The sequence below is a fragment of the Shewanella sp. POL2 genome (assembly GCF_000282755.1).
GTDB lineage: Bacteria > Pseudomonadota > Gammaproteobacteria > Enterobacterales > Shewanellaceae > Shewanella > Shewanella xiamenensis.
This window is the reverse complement of record NZ_AKZL01000222.1, coordinates 1-404: the sequence shown is the minus strand read 5'-3', so window position 1 is coordinate 404 and position 404 is coordinate 1. Positions and strand designations below refer to the sequence as shown.

General features: G+C 46.5%; 2 tRNA genes. Both read right to left on the bottom strand.

Annotation, left to right across the window (positions count from 1 at the left end):
* Positions 1–68: 68 nt before the first annotated feature.
* Positions 69–144: transfer RNA gene (locus SHEWPOL2_RS22160), tRNA-Ala, on the bottom strand.
* Between the two features lie 137 nt (positions 145–281).
* A tRNA-Ile gene (locus SHEWPOL2_RS22155) sits at positions 282–358 on the bottom strand.
* Between the last annotated feature and the right edge of the window lie 46 nt (positions 359–404).

Here is a 404-nt window from a genome sequence, read left to right as displayed (position 1 = left end):
GCGGGCTTAAAAAAGCCAAAGATAATGTTTTAGTTTATCTTTGGCATCTCTAACCATAATGCAGTAAATGGTGGAGCTATGCGGGATCGAACCGCAGACCTCCTGCGTGCAAGGCAGGCGCTCTCCCAGCTGAGCTATAGCCCCATTTACATGCAGTGCGAGTAAATAAGATGTTCCAAACCTCTTAAAGGATTGGTTTGCCAATCATTTCTTATCAAGGCGGACAGTGGCGACATTTAGTTCACTAAACGAGTCACTTTCCAACGCTGAGAAGGAAGGATTGGTGGGTCAGAGTGGACTTGAACCACCGACCTCACCCTTATCAGGGGTGCGCTCTAACCAGCTGAGCTACAGACCCATCTTTTACTCTATCTTCTATCAAGCAAATCTGTGTGAACACTCAA